This is a genomic window from Rathayibacter iranicus NCPPB 2253 = VKM Ac-1602, from assembly GCF_003149025.1.
GTDB lineage: Bacteria > Actinomycetota > Actinomycetes > Actinomycetales > Microbacteriaceae > Rathayibacter > Rathayibacter iranicus.
Genome location: NZ_QGDV01000002.1, coordinates 325,591 through 343,156 on the forward strand (window position 1 = coordinate 325,591; position 17,566 = coordinate 343,156).

Genomic DNA, 17,566 nt, shown 5'->3' on the forward strand with positions numbered 1-17,566 from the left:
AGCATCGTGTCGAAGTCGTGATGCGGCGTGCTCCACCATGCGAGAGGGCGGACGGTCCCCGTACGCCCCACGTCTCGAGAAGGGTCAGTACCAAGTGTCAGAACTGCAATGGGAATCCATTGATAAGAAGGCAGTCGACACGGCGAGGGTTCTCGCCGCGGATGCGGTGGAGAAGGTCGGGAACGGCCACCCCGGAACGGCCATGAGTCTCGCGCCGGCCGCATACCTTCTTTTCCAGAAGGTCATGCGCCGTGATCCTTCGGACGCGACCTGGATCGGGCGCGACCGCTTCATCCTCTCGGTCGGCCACTCGTCGCTCACCCAGTACGTCCAGTTCTACCTGGGCGGCTACGGTCTTGAACTCGACGACCTCAAGGCGCTGCGCACCTGGGGCTCAAAGACTCCCGGACACCCCGAGTACGGCCACACGGACGGCGTCGAGATCACCACCGGACCGCTCGGTCAGGGGCTCGCTTCGGCCGTGGGCTTCGCCTACGCGGCTCGATTCGAGCGCGACCTGTTCGACCCGGAGGCTGCCGCCGGCGCCTCACCGTTCGACCACTTCGTCTACGTCATCGCCGGTGACGGCGACCTTCAGGAGGGCGTGACCAGCGAGGCATCGTCGCTCGCGGGCCACCAGAAGCTCGGCAACCTGGTCGTTCTCTACGATTCGAACCAGATCTCGATCGAGGACGATACGAACATCGCCTTCACCGAGAACGTCAAGGCGCGCTACGAGGCCTACGACTGGCACGTCCAGGTCGTCGACTGGAAGAAGACCGGCGAGTACCACGAAGACGCGGCGGAGCTGCACACCGCGATCGAGGCCGCGAAGGGCGAGACCGACAAGCCGTCGCTCATCATCCTGCGCACGATCATCGGCTGGCCGTCGCCGAAGAAGCAGAACACCGGCAAGATCCACGGCTCGGCCCTCGGCGCCGACGAGCTCCGCGGCCTCAAGGAAGTGCTCGGCTTCGACCCCGAGAAAACCTTCGAGGTGGCAGACGAGGTCCTCGAGCACACGCGCAAGGCCGTCGAACGCGGCCAGGCACAGCACGCCGAGTGGAACGAGCAGTTCGACGCGTGGGCGTCGGCGAACCCAGACAAAAAGGAGTTGCTCGACCGCGTGCTCTCGGGCGAGCTGCCCGAGGGCATCCAGGAGGCGCTTCCCGTCTTCGAACCCGGCAAGGAGGTGTCGACCCGCGCCGCCTCCGGCAAGGTCATCAATGCACTCGCCGGCGTCGTACCCGAGCTGTGGGGCGGCTCGGCCGACCTCGCGGAGTCGAACAACACGACGATCGAGGGAGCGGGTTCCTTCGTCCCGTCGGAGTTCTCGACACACGAGTGGACCGGCACGAAGGGCGGCCGGGTGCTGCACTTCGGCATCCGCGAGCACGCCATGGGCGCGATCCTGAACGGCATCGTCCTGCACGGCAACACCCGTCCGTTCGGCGGTACGTTCCTGATCTTCTCGGACTATATGCGCCCGGCGGTCCGTCTTGCCGCGCTGATGAAGGCGCCGACGATCTACGTCTGGACACACGATTCGGTGGCGCTCGGCGAAGATGGCCCGACACACCAGCCGATCGAGCAGCTCTCGACCCTCCGCGCGATTCCGGGCCTGGACGTTGTCCGGCCCGGAGACGCCAACGAAGTGGCCTACGCCTGGAAAACGATTCTCGAACGCCGCGAGGGCCCGGCCGGTCTGGCGCTCACCCGTCAGAACATCCCCGTGTTCGAGCGCGGCGAGGGGGACGCCGAGGGCGAGACGTTCGCCTCCGCCGCCAACGTTGCGCGCGGCGCCTACATCCTGGCCGAGGCGCCGAATGGCACCCCGGATGTGATCTTCATTGCGACCGGCTCGGAGGTCCAGATCGCCGTCGAGGCGCGTGAGGCCTTGAAGGGCGAGGGCATCAACGCCCGCGTCGTCTCGGCGCCCTCGCTCGAGTGGTTCCAGGAGCAAGACGCCGAGTACCGCGAGAAGGTGCTGCCCTCCTCCGTGAAGGCCCGTGTCTCCATTGAGGCCGGCCTGAGCCTCGGCTGGGACAGGTACGTCGGCGACGCCGGGCGCTCGGTCTCGATCGAGCACTTCGGCGCGTCGGCCGACTACAAGACCCTGTTCCGCGAGTTCGGGATCACCACCGAGGCGGCACTCTCCGCCGCTCGGGAGTCGCTCGCAGCCTCCTGACCTCGAGGGCCGCGTCCGTCACGGACGCGGCCCTCGCCGTCGGGACGCCGGCTCCCCTCCCCGCCACGCACTACCTACGCAGAAGAAGAAAAGACATGACTGAGAACACACCCACCGCAAACCTCTCCGCCGCCGGCGTGAGCATCTGGCTCGACGACCTCTCGCGCTCCCGCATCTCCTCCGGAGGGCTGCGCAAGCTCATCGACGAAAAGAACGTCGTCGGAGTCACCACTAACCCGACGATCTTCGCGGCAGCGCTCACCAACGGCGAGTCGTATGACGAGCAGGTTCGCCAGCTGGCCGCTGCCAACACGTCGGTCACCGACGCCGTCTTCGAGATCACGACCGACGACGTCGCGGCCGCATCCGACATCTTCCGCCCGATCTACGACGCGACCAGCGGCTACGACGGCCGTGTCTCGATCGAGGTCGAACCCGGACTCGCGCACGACGCGCACGGCACCATCGAGCAGGCCAGGGCCCTCTGGACCAAGGTCGACCGCCCCAATGCGATGATCAAGATCCCCGCGACCGTCGAGGGGCTCGAAGCCATCACCGAGGTCATCGGCTCCGGTATCTCGGTCAACGTCACCCTGATCTTCTCGCTCGCCCGCTACCGCGCCGTCATCAACGCGTACCTGGCCGGCCTTGAGAAGGCGAAGGAAGCGGGAATCGACCTGTCGACTATCCACTCCGTCGCCTCGTTCTTTGTCTCGCGCGTCGACACCGAGATCGACAAGCAGCTCGACGCGGTCGGCACCGATGAGGCCCGTGCGCTGAAGAGCAAGGCGGGCGTGGCCAATGCACAGCTCGCCTACGAGGTGTTCGTCGAAGCGTTCGCTACCGAGCGCGCACTGCTGCTGCAGGAGGCCGGCGCCAACCGTCAGCGTCCGCTCTGGGCCTCGACCGGCGTCAAGTCGGCGGATCTCCCCGACACCCTTTACGTGACCGAGCTGGTCGCGGCGGGGGTCGTCAACACGATGCCCGAGAAGACCCTCGAGGCGACCTTCGACCACGGTGAGATCACCGGCGACACCGTCACCGGCTCCTACGCCGACGCGAACGCGGTCCTCGACGCGGTCGCCGCGCAGGGCGTCTCCTATGCCGACGTCACCGAACTCCTCGAGAAGGAAGGCGTCGAGAAGTTCGTCGTGTCCTGGAACGAGCTGCTGGACACCGTGACTGCGGCGCTCGAAGGCGCGAAGGAGCAGGCCTGATCATGTCGATCCAGATCCATGTCAGCGGAGACGCCGAGAAGGCTGTCGACCGCATCGTCCCTGAACTCGTCGCCGACGAGGTCGCTTCCGGTATCACCGCGCAGGTGCCTACCCTCTGGGGCGCCGCTGCCGAGGAGGAGGCGGCGAAGCGCCTGGGATGGACCGAGTCGACCACGGTCTCGCGACCACTAGTGCCCGAGATCCTTGCGCTGCGCGAGAAACTACACGCCCAGGGCGTCGACCACGTCGTACTGGGTGGGATGGGTGGCTCGTCACTCGCCCCCGAGGTCATCACCCGGACCGCGGGCGTCGAGCTCACCGTCCTCGACTCCACGGCTCCCGGGCAGGTTCTCGCCGCCCTGGAAGACCGCCTCGCTTCGACCGTCGTCGTGATCTCGTCCAAGTCGGGCTCGACCGTGGAGACCGCGAGCCAGAAGAAGGCGTACGAGAAGGCGTTCGCCGACGCGGGCATCGACCCTCTGGAGCGCATCGTCATCGTGACCGACCCGGGCTCGCCGCTGGACTCCTCCTCCCGCGAGGCGGGGTACCGCGTGTTCAATGCCGACCCGAACATCGGTGGGCGCTTCTCGGCACTCTCCGCGTTCGGACTGGTGCCCTCCGGGTTGGCCGGCGCCGACATCGAGGCCCTGCTCGACGAAGCCACAGAGGCCTCGCTCGGGCTCGCCGTCGACAGCCCCGAGAACCCGGGCCTGATCCTCGGAGCGGCGATCGCCGCGACCAGCCCGCGCCGCGACAAGCTCGCGATCGTCGCCGACGGGACCGACATCGTCGGCTTCGCGGACTGGGCGGAGCAGCTCATCGCCGAGTCCACTGGCAAGGACGGCACGGGCATCCTCCCCGTCGTCCTCGGCACCCTCGCGCCCGAGCTCTCCGAGGACCTGCCCGACGTGCAGGTCGTCCGTCTCGTCGAGGACGCGACGGCGCTGCACCTCTTCCCCCGCGACCGCCACGAGGGCGAGATCCTGCTCTCGGGCTCGCTCGGCGCGCAGATGCTGACCTGGGAGTATGCGGTCGCTGTCGCAGGACGCCTGCTCGGCATCAACCCGTTCGACCAGCCCGACGTCGAGTCGGCCAAGGTCGCGACCAGGGCCCTGCTCGAGAAGCGCCCGGAGCCGGTGGCCCCCGCGTTCACCGACGCGGGCATCGAGGTCACCGGCAGCAGTAGCGTCACCGAGGGCGTCTCGACCGTCGCCGCAGCCGTCGATCGCCTCCTCGCCCAGCTGGGCGACGGCGGTTACGTCTCGATCCAGGCCTATGTCGACCGCCTCGCACTCCCCCAGCTCGAGGGCGTCCGCGATCTGCTTGCTGCACAAGCTCAGCGACCCGTCACCTTTGGCTGGGGACCGCGCTTTCTGCACTCGACCGGTCAGTACCACAAGGGCGGGGAGCCGACCGGCGTGTTCCTCCAGATCACCGAGCGCGCCGACGTCGATCTCGAGATCCCGGAGAGCCCGTTCACGTTCGGCCAGCTGATCCTCGCGCAGGCCGCGGGTGACGCGAGCGTCCTTGCCGAGCACGGTCGCCCAGTTCTCACTCTGACGCTGACTGACCCCGACGCCGACCTCGAGATGCTCTTCGAGGCGCTCAACACCTGACCCCGTCGGCTCTCCGCTCCCCGTCGGCCCCGACGGGTTGCGGAGGGCACGCGGTGATGGCCCGCATCGTCTCCCGGATGCAGTCTCGGCCGCATTTCGGCGGGTCCCCTCCTCCCCCTCCCTCACCGAGAGCAGTGCGCCGGTCCTCCCGGCACACAGAAGGACACTGCACATGCCTGTGGATATCTCCCCCGAGTTCAACCCGCTGAGGCTGAGCTTCGATCGCCGGTTGAACCGGATCGCCGGGCCCAGCGGACTCGTCATCTTCGGCGTCACCGGCGACCTCTCTCGCAAGAAGCTGATGCCCGCCGTCTACGACCTCGCTAACCGCGGCCTCCTGCCCCCGGGCTTCGCCCTCGTCGGCTTCGCCCGGCGCGACTGGGATGACCAAGACTTCGAGCAGGTCGTGCACGATTCTGTGAAGAAGCACGCTCGCACCGAGTTCCACGAGGAGGTCTGGGCGCAGCTCGCGCAGGGCATCCGCTTCGTGCAGGGCGAGTTCGACGACCCGGACGCGTTCGCCCGCCTCAAGACGACCGTGGACGATCTCGACCGCGAGCGCGGCACAAACGGGAACTTCGCGTTCTACCTCTCCATCCCGCCCAAATCCTTCCCGCAGGTCACCGAACAGCTGCGCAATTCCGGCCTCGCCGAGCAGAAGGACGGCCAGTGGCGCCGCGTCGTCATCGAGAAGCCGTTCGGCAGCGACCTGACGACGGCGAGAGAGCTCAACGATGTCGTCGAGTCGGTCTTTCCGCCCGACTCTGTGTTTCGGATCGACCACTACCTCGGCAAGGAGACGGTCCAGAATATTTTGGCGCTGCGCTTCGCCAACATGATGTACGAGCCCCTGTGGAACTCGAACTACGTCGACCACGTGCAGATCACCATGGCTGAGGACATCGGCGTCGGCGGTCGTGCGGGCTACTACGACGGCATAGGAGCGGCGCGCGACGTCATCCAAAACCACCTCCTGCAGCTGCTTGCCCTCACCGCGATGGAGGAGCCGATTTCGTTCGACGCTGCCGATCTCCGCGCCGAGAAAGAGAAGGTGCTTGCCGCGGTCCGCCTCCCCACCGACCTGTCGACGGCGACCGCCCGCGGTCAGTACGCCGGAGGCTGGCAGGGTGGCGAGAAGGTCCCGGGCTTCCTCGAGGAGGACGGCATGAGCCCGATCTCGACGACCGAGACCTACGCGGCGATGCGACTCGACATCGGCACACGCCGGTGGGCGGGTGTGCCGTTTTACCTGCGCGCCGGTAAGCGGCTCGGCCGACGGGTCACCGAGATCGCGGTGGTGTTCAAGCGCGCGCCGAAGCAGCTCTTCGCCGAGAGTCAGACCACATCGCTCGGTCAGAACGCGCTCGTGATCCGTGTGCAGCCCGACGAGGGAGTGACCATGCGCTTTGGCTCGAAGGTCCCCGGCGCAGGCATGCAGGTGCGCGACGTGACCATGGACTTCGGCTACGGCCACGCCTTCACGGAGGCGAGTCCCGAAGCCTACGAGCGGCTCATCCTCGACGTTCTCCTCGGCGAGCCGCCGCTGTTCCCGCGGCACGAAGAGGTCGAACTGTCCTGGAAGATCCTCGATCCGATCGAGGAGTTCTGGGCCACGCAGGGCCAGCCCGAGCAGTACCGCCCCGGAACCTGGGGCCCCGATTCCGCCGACGAGCTCCTGGCTCGCGACGGCCGCACCTGGAGGCGCCCGTGATCGTCGATCTGCCTGACACCACGACCAGCGAGGTCTCGAAGACCCTGGTCAAGATCCGCGAGGAGGGCGGCGCCGTTGCTCTCGGCCGGGTGCTGACCCTCATTATCGCGACCTCTCGCGGCCACGAGGAGGAGGCGATCGAGGCCGCGAACGACGCGTCTCGGGAGCACCCGATGCGCGTCATCGTCGTGTCGAAGGACGATGGAACCACGACGGTCCCGGTCGACGCGACCGCTCGAGTGGATGCACAAATCCGGGTGGGCGGCGATGCCGGGGCGAGCGAGGTCGTCGTTCTGCGCCCCTACGGGGATGCCGCGGAGGATGAGGAGAGCCTGGTCACCGGGCTGCTGCTTCCCGACGCTCCGGTCGTCGCCTGGTGGCCCAACAGCGCGCCCGAGAACGCCTCCCGCTCGCCGATCGGCCGCATCGCCACCCGTCGCATTACGGATGCGTCAGCCCAATCGAACCCGGCGGAGGCGCTCCATCACCTCGCGTCCACCTACACCCCCGGCGACACCGACTTCGCCTGGACACGGCTCACGCTCTGGCGTGCTCAGCTCGCCGCGGTGCTCGATCAGCCACCGTACGAGCCGATCACGGCCGTCGAGGTCTCGGGCGCACCCGATTCGCCCTCGACTATCCTCCTCGCCGCCTGGCTGCAGCTCGAACTCGACATTCCCGTCGACCACGAGCTGACGATCAGCGCGACGGGCTCGAGTGGGATTCACGGCGTGCGGATGATCCGTGACTCCGGAGTTATCGAGCTCGAGCGTTCCGTGCCCAATGTCGCGACGCTCACCCAACCCGATCAGCCGGTGCACGACATCTCGCTCCCCCGCCGCAGCCTCCGGGACTGCCTGGCAGAGGAACTGCGCCGACTCGACCCGGATGACCTGTACGGTGAAGTGATCTCTCGCGGGGTCGACATGCTCACCGAGAAGTCCGAGGACCGCAGCGCCTCCTGAGGTACGAGATGCCTCCTGAGGGGCGGTGCACCCGGAGACGGAGGAACCGCCCAGCGCTTCCGACACGGCGCCGATTCGCCGATCGGCCCCGAACCCGAAGGAGATTTCACATGACCACAGAACGCCGCGTCCTGGTCCACCGCGACAAGCAGACACTCGCCGGATCCGTCGCCGCCAGGTTCCTCACGAAGACAATCGACATCCTCGACGACCTCGGCTCGGTGAACGTCGTACTGACCGGCGGAACGATGGGGGCGGCGACCCTTCACGAAATCGCCACCTCGTCGGCGGCTCGAAACGTCGACTGGTCACGCGTGCACTTCTGGTGGGGTGATGAGCGCTGGGCTCCCCGCGGCCACGAAGACCGTAACGACGTCCAGGCGGGTGACCTCTTCACTGCCCTCGGCGTCCCCGACGAGAACGTGCACCGCTACCCGGCGTCCGACGAGGGGCTCGACCTCGACGCCGCGGCGGCCTCCTACGACGCAGAGCTGCGCGCCCACGCGGATGAGGGCCAGGACTACCCGCGGTTCGACATCACCTTCCTCGGGGTGGGGCCAGACGGCCACATCGCCTCCCTGTTCCCTGAGCGCTCTGCGATCCGCTCGACCTCGCCGGGAGTTCTCGCCGTGCGGAACTCCCCCAAACCGCCGCCCGAGCGGCTCACCCTGACCCTTCCGCTGATCAATCAGTCGGACCGGGTCTGGATGGTGCTTGCGGGCGCTGACAAGGCATCGGCACTCGGACTCGCTCTCGCGGGCGCCAATACCAACGAGGTCCCGGCCTCGGGCGCTTTCGGGCGCAAGCGCACTGTCTTCTTCGTCGACCAGGAGGCGGCCGCAGAGGTTCCGGAGTCGCTCATCGCGCCGACCTACTGAGACTCGCGTGGACATGCCGGAAGGCCCGTCCCTTCGGGGAACGGGCCTTCCTGCATTTCGCTCTCGGTGCGAATTACGAGGGGGTCGCGGTGCCTCGCCGGGCACGCAGTTGCTGCAGTGCCTCCTCGAGGAGCTGAGCCGCCTCTGCCTCAGTGCGCCGCTCCTTCACATATGCGAGGTGCGTCTTGTACGGCTCGGCCTTGGCGACCTGCGGCGGGTTCGCCCGGTCGCGTCCCGCTGGAAGACCGGACTGCGGAGAGTCGATCACCTCGGGGATCTCGTCCTCGGGGAGAGCCGCCGAGAAATGTCGAACGGTCTCGTTGCCGAGCGCGTCCCAGTAGGAAATTGCGACCCGCTCCGCATGGAAGCCCCGGTCTTGCTCACCCATGGGTCCTGCGCCGACGCGCGAACCGCGGATTGCACTGCCGCCTGATGCCATTGCGAGTACCCCTATGCTCCGGTAGTGAACTTGGTGATGAGGCCGAGCACCACGATGCAGGCGAACCAGACGAGGCCGAGAATCACGGTGATGCGGTTGAGGTTGCGCTCCGCGACACCTGAGGCGCCGAGGTTCGAGGTGACTCCGCCGCCGAACATGTCGGACAAACCGCCGCCGCGCCCCTTGTGGAGCAGGATCAGCATGGTGAGCAGGAGGCTCGTGATGCCCAGGATGACCTGGAGCACGACCTGGAGGATGTCCACGCGGTACCTTTCGAAGTTCCGGCGCGTTGCGCGCCCCGACGAGTATAACGGCGCCTGCGAATCCCCGAGGAATCCATCGCCACGTGTCCGGGGCGATGTATACGATTCGGGTTCCTCGACGCGGGCTTTCAGTCGCTTCGCGGGGCGGGCTTCTGAGAGGGGTCAAGGGTGAGATACCGCCGGTGACTCGATGCGTCACAGGAGTGGGCGGGGGCTCGTCGGCCTACCAGCCGCCCGTCCAGTTCCTGACGCACACCGGCGATCAGCGGTTCAGCGTCGCCGATCGCCACCCGCTCCGTGAAACGAACCACGTCGCGCAGCCGACCGTGCCCCGCCGCGCAGGGAGAGGCAGGGGACGACGAAAGGGCGAGCCCGGAGGGACCCGCCCTTTCGTCGCAGAAACTTACACCCCGACGTGTGCGCGGAATCGAGCGATCGCCGCGAACTCGTCGACCTGGAGGCTGGCGCCTCCGACGAGCGCGCCATCGACATCCGGCTCGCGCATGAAGCCGGCGATGTTGCCGGACTTCACAGAGCCGCCGTAGAGGATGCGGGTCTTCGCAGCGGTGTCGGCGCCGAGGATATCGGCGACCACTGCGCGCAGCGCCTTACAGACCTGCTGGGCCTGCTCGGGCGTCGCCGCCTGGCCGGAGCCGATGGCCCAGACCGGCTCGTACGCCACGACCAGGTCGGCGTCCGCCGGCAAGCCGGTGAGGGCCTCCTTCAGCTGCGCGACCGGCACGGCCGAGGGGCCGTGCTTCTCGAGGTCCTCCGCGGTCTCGCCGACGCAGATGATCGGGGCGACGCCGTGCTTGAGCGCCGCCGCTGTCTTGGCCGCGATGTCCGCGTCCGTCTCACCGTGGAGCGTACGCCGCTCCGAGTGGCCGACGATGACGTAGTCGCAGTCGAGCTGCTTCAGGAACTGGCCCGAGATCTCACCGGTGTAGGCACCGCTGTCGAACTTCGAGATGTCCTGCGCACCGTACTTGAGCGCAAGCTTGTCCGAGTCGACGAGGATCTGCACCGGCCGGAGGTCGGTGAAGGGCGGGAACACCGCGACCTCGACGCCGTCGAAGTCGTGATCGGCGTCATTGAGGCTCCACGCAAGCTTCTGGACGAAGGCGATGGCCTGGAGGTGGTCCAGATTCATCTTCCAGTTGCCGGCGATGAGCGGGGTGCGGGCGGTGGTGTCTACCATCCGAGGACCTCCAGTCCGGGGAGGCGCTTGCCCTCGAGGAATTCGAGGCTGGCTCCGCCTCCCGTCGAGATGTGGCCGAACTGGTCGTCCTCGAAGCCGAGGGCGCGCACGGCGGCGGCGGAGTCTCCTCCACCGACGACGCTGAGCCCGTCAACCTCGGTGAGCGCCTGGGCGACCGTCTTCGTGCCGGCCGCGAATGGCTCAAGTTCGAAGACCCCCATGGGCCCGTTCCAGAACACCGTCTTCGACGCCGCGACAATCTCGGCGAAGCGCTTTGCCGTCTCCGGCCCGATGTCGAGGCCAAGCCCCTTTGCACCGAACGGCGTGCCCTCGATCGCATCGGCTGCGGCGACCTGGTGCTCGGCGTCGGGGCCGAACGTCGAGGCGACGACGACATCCGTTGGCAGGACGATCTCGACCCCGAGTTCCTTTGCCTTCGCGAGGTAACCGAGGACGGTGTCGACCTGGTCGGCCTCGAGGAGGCTCGCGCCAACCTCGTGGCCCTGGGCCTTGAGGAACGTAAAGAGCATTCCGCCACCGATGAGGATCGAGTCGACCCTGGGCAGCAGGTGCTCGATGACTCCGAGCTTGTCCGAGACCTTCGAGCCACCGAGGACCACTGTGTAAGGGCGCTCGGGTCTCTCGGTAAGCCGCTCGAGAACTTCAAGCTCGGCCGCGATGAGCGTGCCGGCAGCGCTCGGGAGCAGCTGGGCAAGTTCGTAGACGCTCGCCTGCTTGCGGTGCACCACACCGAAGCCGTCCGACACGAAGGCGTCACCGAATGCGGCCAGCTTCTCGGCAAAGGCGCGGCGCTCGGCCTCGTCCTTGCTCGTCTCACCGACGCTAAAGCGCAGATTCTCGAGCACGACGACCTGGCCGTCCTGGAGGGCCTCGACGGCCTTGGATGCAGAATCGCCGACGGTGTCCTCGGCGAAGGACACGGGTGCCTCGAGAAGCTCGCCGAGACGGGCTGCGACTGGAGCGAGGCTGTACTTCGCCTCGGGCTTGCCATCAGGACGGCCGAGGTGGCTGATGACCACGACTCGGGCGCCCTCGGCAACTAGACGCTGGAGCGTGGGCACCGACGCACGCACGCGGCCGTCGTCCGTGATCGTTCCGTCCTTCAGGGGGACGTTCAGATCGCAGCGGACGACGACGCGCGTGCCAGCGAGGGAGCCCAGTGAGTCCAGGGTGCGGAGCGTCACTGCGCTGAGCCTTAGAGCTTGCCGGCGACGAACTCGGCGACGTCGACGAGCCGGTTGGAGTAGCCCCACTCGTTGTCGTACCAGGAGGCGACCTTGACCTGGCTGCCGATGACCTTGGTGAGGCCCGAGTCAAAGATCGAGGAGTGCGGGTCGGTCACGATGTCGCTCGAGACGATCGGGTCCTCGGTGTACTTGAGGATTCCCTTGAGGTTGCCTTCGGAAGCCGCCTTGTACGCCGCGTTGATCTCCTCAACGGTGGCGGGCGTGGTCAGCTCGACCGTGAGGTCGGTGATCGAGCCGGTCGGAACCGGGACGCGCAGGGCATAGCCATCGAGCTTGCCGACGAGCTCCGGGATGACCAGGCCCAGGGCCTTGGCGGCACCGGTCGAGGTCGGGATGATGTTGACCGCGGCGGCGCGTGCGCGACGCAGGTCGCTGTGCGGGCCGTCCTGCAGGTTCTGGTCGGCGGTGTAGGCGTGGACCGTGGTCATCAGGCCGCGCTCGATGCCGAAGTTGTCAAGCAGCACCTTGGCGAGCGGCGCGAGGCAGTTCGTGGTGCAGGACGCGTTCGAAATGATGTCATGCGTCGCCGGGTCGTAGGTGTTCTCGTTCACGCCGAGAACCAGGGTCGCGACATCGCTGCCGGTGGCGGGAGCGGAGACGATGACCTTCTTGGCGCCGGCGGTGATGTGCTTGCGCGCATCCTCCGACTTGGTGAAACGCCCGGTCGACTCGATGACGACATCGACGCCCAGCTCGCCCCAGGGGAGGTTGGCGGGGTCGCGCTCCTCGAGGACGATGATCGGCTTACCGTTGACGACAATGCGGTCACCGTCGAGCTCGACGGTGGCGTCGAGGCGCCCGGTGATGGAGTCGTACTTCAGGAGGTGCGCGAGGGCCTTGTTGTCGGTGAGGTCGTTGACCGCGACGATCTCGAGGTCGCTGCCCTTGGCGAGGGCCGCGCGGAAGAAGTTACGGCCGATACGGCCGAAGCCGTTGATACCGATCTTGACGGACACAGATATCTCCTGATGAGGGAAGGCACCTCGACGGTGCAGTGGAGGGGTGGAAGCCGACGACCAGGCGCCCCGGGTGTAGTGCCCGGGACGCCGAGATCGCTACGACAGTAGCAGGAGGCCCGAAGTTCTCTCGCGGGCCTTCTCGAAACGCTCGGAGACGTCGGCCCAGTTCACGATGTTCCAGAACGCCTTGACGTAGTCGGCCTTCACATTGACATAGTCGAGGTAGAAGGCGTGCTCCCACATATCGAGCAGGAGGACTGGGACCGTCGCCGCGGCAAGGTTGCCCTGGTGGTCGTAGAGCTGCTCGATGATCAGCTTCTCACCGAGGGAGTCCCAGGCGAGGATCGACCAGCCTGAACCCTGAATGCCGAGGGCGGAGGCAGTGAAGTGAGCGCGGAACTTGTCGAACGACCCAAAGTTGTCATCGATGGCCGCGGCGAGTTCGCCGACGGGCTTGTCGCCGCCATCCGGGGAGAGGTTGTTCCAGAACACGGTGTGGTTCACGTGACCGGCCAGGTTGAAGGCCAGGTCTTTCTGCAGCTTGTTGACGTTCGCGAGGGCGTCGCTGTCGCGAGCCTCCTGCAGCGCGGCAAGGGCGGTGTTCGCCCCGGTCACGTACGTCGCGTGGTGCTTGTCGTGGTGGAGCTCCATGATCCGCCCACTGATGTTCGGCTCGAGGGCCGAGTAGTCGTAGGGCAGTTCGGCGAGCGTGTAGTCAGCCATGTGCGATCTCCTGTTCGTGGTCGTCGTTCCCGTGCGACCCGCCGGCGTCTCGGCGTCCGCAGCGCGGCGGAGGAGGAGGGCCGGGAGTGTCCTGAGCGACCCGATCAGTCTAGCGAGCGACCTCTCGCGCGTTCGGAGGGCTTGCGCTGGTCGCGCAGCCGACGCTCAGCGTTCATGCCTCGTCGACCTAAAGGTCGCGGAGCTCGGCGGGGAGGTTGGCGTCGGTGCCCGGGATGTCAAGGTCCAGCGCCCGCTTGTCGGCCATGGCGAGGAGACGGCGGATGCGACCCGCGACCGCATCCTTCGTCATCGGTGGGTCAGCGTGATGGCCCAACTCATCGAGACTCGCGTCACGGTGGGCCAGGCGCAGGCGCCCGGCGTAGCGGAGGTGCTCGGGAATATCGTTGCCGAGAATTTCCATCGCCCGCTCGACCCGAGCGCATGCGGCGACGGCGGCCTGCGCCGACCGGCGGAGGTTCGCGTCGTCGAAGTTGACGAGACGGTTTGCCGTCGCCCGCACCTCCCGGCGCTGGCGCAGCTCCTCCCAGCTCGCGACCGTTGCGGTCGCTCCCATGAGAGTGAGCATCGCGCTGATGCTCTCGCCGTCGCGGATGACCACTCGGTGAACGCCGCGCACTTCGCGCGACTTGGCCTGCACACCGAGGCGCCCTGCCGCTCCGACGATCGCCATCGCCGCCTCATTGCCGGGGCAGACGATCTCGAGCGCGGCGGAACGGCCAGGGTCAGTCAGAGATCCCTGAGCGAGGAAGGCACCGCGCCAGAGAGCAGAAAGCTCCTCCCGCGAGCCAGTCGTGAGCCGGTTGGGCAGACCGCGCACGGGACGGCCTCGCTGGTCGAGCAGGCCCGTCTGGCGAGCGAGAGTCTCGCCGCCGTCGACGACGCGGACGAGCCAACTCGTCGTGCGCCGGGAGCCTCCGGCCGAGACGATGCTGCCGTCGCTTCGGACACCGTACAACTCCGCGAGGTCGCGGCGGACGCGGGTCGCCAGCGGAGCGGAGTCCAGCTCGACCTCGACCGCGAGGCGATTGGAGATGATGTGCAGTCCTCCAGAAAAGCGGAGGATGGTCGCCAATTCGGCGGCACGGACGGTGTTCTTGCGCGAGACGATCGCGACCAGTTCGCCCTTGACGTCTGCGGTGAGGGCCACGGAGTCTTCCTTACGTCGGGTGCGCGGCGGAGCGCGCGGGAATCATTCTCGACCGAGGTCTCGGTGCGCCACACTGACAGCGACTCCCGGCAGCTCGGCGAGCCGGGCAGCGATACGGCCGGCGACCGCAACGGAGCGGTGCTTACCTCCCGTGCAGCCCACGGCGATGGTCGCGTGACGCTTGTTCTCGCGCTGGTAGCCGTCGAGCACGGGTCGCAGAGCACGCGAGTAAGAGTCGATGAACTCCTCGGCGCCCTGCTGGGCCAGCACGTAGTCTCTCACCTCTTCATCGAGGCCCGTATGCGGGCGCAATTCCGGGATCCAGTACGGGTTAGGGAGGAAGCGCGCATCGGCCACCATGTCGACATCGGTCGGAAGCCCGTACTTGAAGCCGAAACTCATTACGGTCACCTGCAGCCCGGCGCGGCCGGCTTCAGCAAAACGGTCGGTGATGCTCGTGGCCAGCTGGTGGATGTTGAGGTCAGAGGTATCGATCACAATGTCGGCGGACTCGCGCAGTTGCGCGAGTCGCGTGCGCTCCGCCGTGATGCCGTCGAGCAGAGTGCCGTGCCCCTGCAACGGATGCGGCCGACGCACCTGCTCGAAGCGGCGCACGAGCACCGCGTCCGTTGCCTCGAGGAACACCATCCGGAGGTCGACTCCCGCGCGGAGCTCGCGGACAATCTCGCCAAGGTCCTCGAAGAAGTCGCGTCCGCGGACGTCGACGACCGCCGCGATCTTGGGCAGCGTGTCGCCCGCGCGCTTCGCGAGGTCGACGAGCGGCCGCAGCATCTGCGGTGGCAGGTTGTCCACCACGTACCAGCCGAGATCCTCCAGCGCATTGGCGGCCGTGGACCGGCCCGCACCGGACATCCCCGTGACGATCAGCACATCCTGCTGCTCGCTCTCCGTGCTCATGTGCTCTCCGTGCTTGTCTCTGCTGTGCGGCGCATCCGACCAGTGGCGTAGGTGCTAGTAGCGTAGGCGTGTCGGTGACGTCGGTGCTCCACGATGGCTACCAGACACCCGCCGGCCTCCCTGGGAGGACGGGTCTCCAGCCTAGAGCGTGGCTCAGACACTCGACCGGTCGGCGTGGAGGTAGGCGTGGATCGCTCCGGCTAGCGCCGGGCCGATCCCCTTGACCTCAGCGATCTCCGTCTCGCTGGCTTCGCGCAGCCGCGTGACCGAGCCGAAATGCTTGAGCAGGTCCCGCACGCGGGTGCCACCGAGCCCGGGCACCTCCGCCAGCTGCGACGAAATGTCGCGCTTGCGACGCTGCCGCTGATGCGTAATGGCGAACCGGTGCGCCTCGTCACGGATCCGCTGGAACAGGAACAGCGCGTCGCTGTTGCGCGGAAGGATCACGGGGAAGTCGGAGTTGGGCAGCCAAATCTCCTCGAGCCGCTTGGCGATACCGCAGAGGGTGATGTCCGTCACACCGGACTCGTCCAGCGCTCGCTGCGCCGCCGCAACCTGCGGTTGACCGCCGTCGACAATGAGCAGCTGTGGCGGGTAGGAGAACTTGCGGCGCTTCGCCTCGCCGGTCTCCGGGTCGATCGGTGCCGGCTCGACGGGCTCGCGCAAGTAGGCGAGCCGCCGGGTCAAAACCTGGTGCAGCGACTCGGTGTCGTCGGTCGACTCCGCAATTGAGAATCGTCGGTACTGGTCCTTCCGGGCGAGACCGTCCTCGAAGACCACCATCGACGCCACAATGTTCGTGCCGCTGAGGTGCGACACGTCGTAGCACTCCATCCGCAGGGGCGCCTCACTCATGCCGAGGGCATCGCGGATGTCTTCCAGGGCCTGGGTGCGCGCGGTGAAGTCAGCGGAGCGGCGGGTCTTATAGAGCATGAGCGAGTGCTTCGCGTTTTGCGTCGCCGTCTCAAGTAACGCCGCCTTGTCGCCGCGCTGCGCCGCCCGCAGCCGCACATTCGCCCCACGGATCCCGCTCAACCACTCCTCGAGAGCGTCCGTGTCTTCGGGAAGTTCCGGCACCACCACCTCGCGGGGCGGGATGTCGCCTGTCTCGTAAGCCGCCTGGAGGGCGGTGTCGACGAGTTCGGCGGTGCTCATATCGAGCTCTTTGTCGACGACCCAGCCGCGCTCGCCACGGATGCGGCCGCCGCGCACGCGGAACTGCTGCACGGAGGCAGCGAGCTCGTCGTGCACGATTGCGTAGAGGTCGACGTCGACGTTGTCCTTGAGCACGACCGCGCTCTTGGCGAGCACCGCATCGAGAGCGGCAACTTGATCGCGCAGCTTGGCAGCACGCTCATACTCCATCGCAGCCGCGGCCTCGCGCATTTCTTTGTCGAGTTCGCCGATCATCCGCCGGTCGTGGCTGCCCATGAAGGCGACGAAGCGGTCGACCATCTCGCGATGCTCCGCGAAGGTGACTCGGTGCGAGCAGGGCCCGCCACAGCGTCCGATCTGGGAGGCGAAGCAGGGCTTGCCGCTCTGCATTGCGCGCTTATAGGTGGAGTCGTTGCATGTCCTGATCGGGAACGCCTTGATCATCAGGTCGATCGTCTCGTGGATCGCCCAAATCTTCGGATACGGGCCGAAGTAGCGGGCCTTTCGAATCTTGGCATTGCGGGTGACCATCACCCGCGGTGCCTCGTCGCCGAGTGTCACCGCCATGTAGGGGTAGGACTTGTCGTCGCGGAACTTGACGTTGAACGGCGGGTCGAACTCGTTGATCCACGTGAATTCGAGCTGGAGCGCCTCGACGTCGGTGCCGACAACGGTCCACTCGACACCGGACGCCGACGTGACCATCCGTCGCGTGCGCTCGTGCAGGCTCGGCAGCGGTGCGAAGTAATTGCTCAGCCGTGCGCGAAGATTCTTTGCCTTGCCCACATAGAGCACCCGGCCCCCGGCGTCTCTGAAGCGATACACGCCCGGGAGGGTCGGTATCTCGCCCGGCTTCGGTCGGAAGTCGACTGTGTGCGTCATGCCTCTCGCTCGCCTGTC

Annotated in this window: 15 protein-coding genes; 6 read left to right on the forward strand and 9 right to left on the reverse strand. The window is 67.1% G+C overall.

The annotated features are described in order from the left end of the window. Positions 1 to 94: 94 nt before the first annotated feature. The 6 genes from tkt to pgl all read left to right on the forward strand — a co-directional run bounded on the left by tkt (position 95) and on the right by pgl (position 8,575). Positions 95 to 2,188, forward strand: a complete 2,094-nt coding sequence (gene tkt, locus B0H03_RS04025; RefSeq protein WP_104264872.1) for a transketolase — start codon at positions 95 to 97, stop codon at positions 2,186 to 2,188. Between the two features lie 95 nt (positions 2,189 to 2,283). Continuing rightward, positions 2,284 to 3,405 carry a transaldolase gene (tal, locus tag B0H03_RS04030; protein ID WP_104264873.1) on the forward strand — a complete coding sequence of 374 codons (1,122 nt, stop codon included), beginning with the start codon at positions 2,284 to 2,286 and terminating at the stop codon, positions 3,403 to 3,405. Between the two features lie 2 nt (positions 3,406 to 3,407). Beyond that, positions 3,408 to 5,021: a glucose-6-phosphate isomerase gene (locus B0H03_RS04035; RefSeq protein WP_104264874.1), complete on the forward strand. Its 1,614-nt coding sequence runs from the start codon at positions 3,408 to 3,410 to the stop codon at positions 5,019 to 5,021. 172 nt (positions 5,022 to 5,193) lie between these two features. Then, positions 5,194 to 6,732 carry a glucose-6-phosphate dehydrogenase gene (gene zwf, locus B0H03_RS04040; protein WP_104264875.1) on the forward strand — a complete coding sequence of 513 codons (1,539 nt, stop codon included), beginning with the start codon at positions 5,194 to 5,196 and terminating at the stop codon, positions 6,730 to 6,732. After that, a complete protein-coding gene (locus B0H03_RS04045; RefSeq protein WP_104264876.1) occupies positions 6,729 to 7,697 on the forward strand; it encodes a glucose-6-phosphate dehydrogenase assembly protein OpcA in 969 nt (322 codons plus the stop codon). Before zwf ends, B0H03_RS04045 begins: the two co-directional genes overlap by 4 nt. A gap of 110 nt (positions 7,698 to 7,807) precedes the next feature. Continuing rightward, positions 7,808 to 8,575: a 6-phosphogluconolactonase gene (gene pgl, locus B0H03_RS04050; protein WP_104264877.1), complete on the forward strand. Its 768-nt coding sequence runs from the start codon at positions 7,808 to 7,810 to the stop codon at positions 8,573 to 8,575. A 73-nt stretch (positions 8,576 to 8,648) separates the two neighbouring features. Here pgl and B0H03_RS04055 read toward each other — a convergent pair whose 3' ends face one another. The 9 genes from B0H03_RS04055 to uvrC all read right to left on the reverse strand — a co-directional run bounded on the left by B0H03_RS04055 (position 8,649) and on the right by uvrC (position 17,548). Next, the gene (locus tag B0H03_RS04055) at positions 8,649 to 9,014 is read right to left on the reverse strand and encodes an RNA polymerase-binding protein RbpA (RefSeq protein ID WP_104264878.1); all 366 of its coding nucleotides are present in this window, start codon (positions 9,012 to 9,014) and stop codon (positions 8,649 to 8,651) included. Between the two features lie 11 nt (positions 9,015 to 9,025). After that, entirely contained in the window at positions 9,026 to 9,277 is a 252-nt protein-coding gene (secG, locus tag B0H03_RS04060) for a preprotein translocase subunit SecG (protein ID WP_104264879.1), read from the reverse strand. A gap of 403 nt (positions 9,278 to 9,680) precedes the next feature. Further along, positions 9,681 to 10,475: a triose-phosphate isomerase gene (gene tpiA, locus B0H03_RS04065; protein WP_104264880.1), complete on the reverse strand. Its 795-nt coding sequence runs from the start codon at positions 10,473 to 10,475 to the stop codon at positions 9,681 to 9,683. Beyond that, positions 10,469 to 11,680, reverse strand: a complete 1,212-nt coding sequence (locus B0H03_RS04070; RefSeq protein ID WP_104264881.1) for a phosphoglycerate kinase — start codon at positions 11,678 to 11,680, stop codon at positions 10,469 to 10,471. Before B0H03_RS04070 ends, tpiA begins: the two co-directional genes overlap by 7 nt. An 11-nt stretch (positions 11,681 to 11,691) precedes the next feature. Next, positions 11,692 to 12,699: a type I glyceraldehyde-3-phosphate dehydrogenase gene (gene gap / locus B0H03_RS04075; RefSeq protein ID WP_104264882.1), complete on the reverse strand. Its 1,008-nt coding sequence runs from the start codon at positions 12,697 to 12,699 to the stop codon at positions 11,692 to 11,694. Positions 12,700 to 12,798: 99 nt separating this feature from the next. Next, positions 12,799 to 13,425, reverse strand: a complete 627-nt coding sequence (locus B0H03_RS04080; RefSeq protein WP_104264883.1) for a superoxide dismutase — start codon at positions 13,423 to 13,425, stop codon at positions 12,799 to 12,801. Positions 13,426 to 13,612: 187 nt separating this feature from the next. Next, positions 13,613 to 14,593 (reverse strand): DNA-binding protein WhiA, encoded by a 981-nt coding sequence (whiA, locus tag B0H03_RS04085; RefSeq protein ID WP_104264884.1) that lies wholly within the window; start codon positions 14,591 to 14,593, stop codon positions 13,613 to 13,615. Positions 14,594 to 14,635: 42 nt separating this feature from the next. Continuing rightward, positions 14,636 to 15,511 (reverse strand): RNase adapter RapZ, encoded by an 876-nt coding sequence (gene rapZ / locus B0H03_RS04090; RefSeq protein WP_104264885.1) that lies wholly within the window; start codon positions 15,509 to 15,511, stop codon positions 14,636 to 14,638. 153 nt (positions 15,512 to 15,664) lie between these two features. Further along, positions 15,665 to 17,548: an excinuclease ABC subunit UvrC gene (gene uvrC, locus B0H03_RS04095; protein WP_104264886.1), complete on the reverse strand. Its 1,884-nt coding sequence runs from the start codon at positions 17,546 to 17,548 to the stop codon at positions 15,665 to 15,667. Between the last annotated feature and the right edge of the window lie 18 nt (positions 17,549 to 17,566).

What these genes read in the sequence shown, in the direction of transcription:
- zwf (WP_104264875.1), top strand. Translation starts at nt 5,194, where the DNA reads ATGCCTGTGGATATCTCCCCCGAGTTCAACCCGCTGAGGCTGAGCTTC.
- tpiA (WP_104264880.1), bottom strand. Translation starts at nt 10,475, where the DNA reads ATGGTAGACACCACCGCCCGCACCCCGCTCATCGCCGGCAACTGGAAG.
- rapZ (WP_104264885.1), bottom strand. Translation starts at nt 15,511, where the DNA reads ATGAGCACGGAGAGCGAGCAGCAGGATGTGCTGATCGTCACGGGGATG.
- B0H03_RS04035 (WP_104264874.1), top strand. Translation starts at nt 3,408, where the DNA reads ATGTCGATCCAGATCCATGTCAGCGGAGACGCCGAGAAGGCTGTCGAC.
- B0H03_RS04080 (WP_104264883.1), bottom strand. Translation starts at nt 13,425, where the DNA reads ATGGCTGACTACACGCTCGCCGAACTGCCCTACGACTACTCGGCCCTC.
- pgl (WP_104264877.1), top strand. Translation starts at nt 7,808, where the DNA reads ATGACCACAGAACGCCGCGTCCTGGTCCACCGCGACAAGCAGACACTC.
- B0H03_RS04055 (WP_104264878.1), bottom strand. Translation starts at nt 9,014, where the DNA reads ATGGCATCAGGCGGCAGTGCAATCCGCGGTTCGCGCGTCGGCGCAGGA.
- tal (WP_104264873.1), top strand. Translation starts at nt 2,284, where the DNA reads ATGACTGAGAACACACCCACCGCAAACCTCTCCGCCGCCGGCGTGAGC.
- uvrC (WP_104264886.1), bottom strand. Translation starts at nt 17,548, where the DNA reads ATGACGCACACAGTCGACTTCCGACCGAAGCCGGGCGAGATACCGACC.